The organism is Moorena sp. SIO3B2, from assembly GCF_010692525.1.
In the GTDB taxonomy this organism is placed as follows: domain Bacteria; phylum Cyanobacteriota; class Cyanobacteriia; order Cyanobacteriales; family Coleofasciculaceae; genus Moorena; species Moorena producens.
Genome location: NZ_JAAHHE010000787.1, coordinates 1 through 1,786, shown reverse-complemented (window position 1 = coordinate 1,786; position 1,786 = coordinate 1). Strand labels below are relative to the sequence as shown.

The window sequence follows — 1,786 nt, the reverse complement described above, 5'->3', positions numbered from 1 at the left end:
ATCGGGTTGGTTTGAGAAAAATTATTACCTGTTCAATATCACAGCGATACTGACGATATAACCTTACCCAATAATCCAGCATCCGCAGGGGTAACGGAGGTTCAGATTGGGGTAAGGTTTGAAATTCAAGATGCAAGATAGCATCAGCAACTCGCACAAAAAACAAGGCATCTGCCCGAATTGGTTCTGTGCTTAATTCGGTGTTTAGAATTTCGATATCCTCTGCTGGTTCTTGGTTAAACAACCAACGGGTAAAGGCTTGAGGATATTGTTCAACTAAATATTTTAGGGTACTGTCGTAAGTCATTAGACATCTGAAGGAACTAAGTAAATTCTGGTGAACTAATCGAAAAGAGGGTTAAGAGCCACAAATTCGACGACTCGAACCTATCCCAAATCATCTTCAATAAAGCCATGGGAAGGTCTGTCGGAAATATTGGCCACTTAACTAACTCTTGAAATTCCCAGTAAACCCCGACAATCATTAACGGTAGCTCGGGTGATAAAAACCAGGTAAAATGATTGCTATTGTTGGTTAATATAATTAATATTATCACATTTTAGCCATATTATTGCTAAAAATATTAACTAAAAATTAAGTAAAATAAGTTAATATTTGTCTACAATTAACGTTAGATTATGCTTTGTCAAGCCTATGCAATAGCTTTTTTATACAAACCCTAAAACTTCCCAAAAAAACTTTTAAAAAACCTTGACAAATTAAATATATAATTATTATAATAATCATTGTAAATCCAAGTTGATTTTTTTCACAATGTCAGAAAAATTTACTCGCAATTTCAAGAAACAACCGACTCAGCACACTCTCAAAGGTACTCGTGAATCAGTAATTTATAGTATGCAAATGTTTTATTCCCTAGGCTATGCCGAAATCGCGGAGTGGACCCCTCTAGAACCGACCGATATTCCAGGAGAAGTAATTACTACTATGACCAAGTATTGGTTATTGCCATAACACCTTGTCTTGATGCAGTCGCTCATGGGGGAAACCCCCAAGACCGCGCTGCATCGCTAACTTTCTGGGGGGGTTTCCCCCCCTTGGCCTTGGGTTTAGGAAATTTCTGACATATGTGATTGACATAGCCGTGGATAGTATTTCTACGGCTATTTTTTTGGCGTTCCTGAATAATAGAATGATTTTATAGCAGTCGCCAGGGCAGTTAGGACATGACAAAAGTCTCAAACCTAAGTAAGCGCAAGAGTTTGACTTCTGACTTCTGACTTCTGACTTCTGACTTCTGCTATAAGAGTAGGTGCGCGCCTCCAAGGGCGCGAGGGATTGCTCGGGCCCTTGGGTCGCACCTGTAGAATGGGCATCTTGCCCGTTCGAGATCTGGTAGAGCGGGCAGGATGCCAACTCTACTGCTATTCATTACTTGACTGACGCAACGCCAATTTTATTATTCAAAACGCTGATGCTTGGGTGACCAACGCTTAAAGCTATAGTTATTCGGTTCATCAATGACTATAGCCGCAGGACCGCCATCCCCTAAATCCGCGATCGCAGTCATGGAAGTGCTGGAATCTTGGGAAAATTCGCTGTAGAGTAAAGCTCCTGTGTCAGAAAAAATCATGGTGCGGGGTTTGTAGATAGTAGTTGCCCTATCTGTATCTATCCCGTCATTATTACTATCCGAGAGACCAACGTCGGTAGATTCTGAGGTAACTGATATTTCTTGATATAAGGTTATGACCGCTTCTGGCTGGTTGTTGCCAGTCAGCTCGATCGGTCTAACTGACCAATGCCCAATCTCCTGAAGCATCA

1 protein-coding gene and 2 pseudogenes are annotated in these 1,786 nt (G+C 41.0%); 1 reads left to right on the top strand and 2 read right to left on the bottom strand.

From position 1 onward, the window contains the following. Positions 1–307: pseudogene (locus F6K38_RS41040) on the bottom strand (hypothetical protein); the annotation flags it as partial. Positions 308–775: 468 nt separating this feature from the next. Between F6K38_RS41040 and F6K38_RS41035 the strand changes: the two are divergent. After that, positions 776–976 (top strand): hypothetical protein, encoded by a 201-nt coding sequence (locus F6K38_RS41035; protein ID WP_008179798.1) that lies wholly within the window; start codon positions 776–778, stop codon positions 974–976. 445 nt (positions 977–1,421) lie between these two features. Here F6K38_RS41035 and F6K38_RS41030 read toward each other — a convergent pair. After that, positions 1,422–1,786, bottom strand: a pseudogene (locus F6K38_RS41030) (hypothetical protein); the annotation flags it as partial.

Bases quoted from the DNA above. Each gene is read 5' to 3' on its own strand.
- F6K38_RS41035 (WP_008179798.1), top strand. From the start codon at position 776: ATGTCAGAAAAATTTACTCGCAATTTCAAGAAACAACCGACTCAGCAC.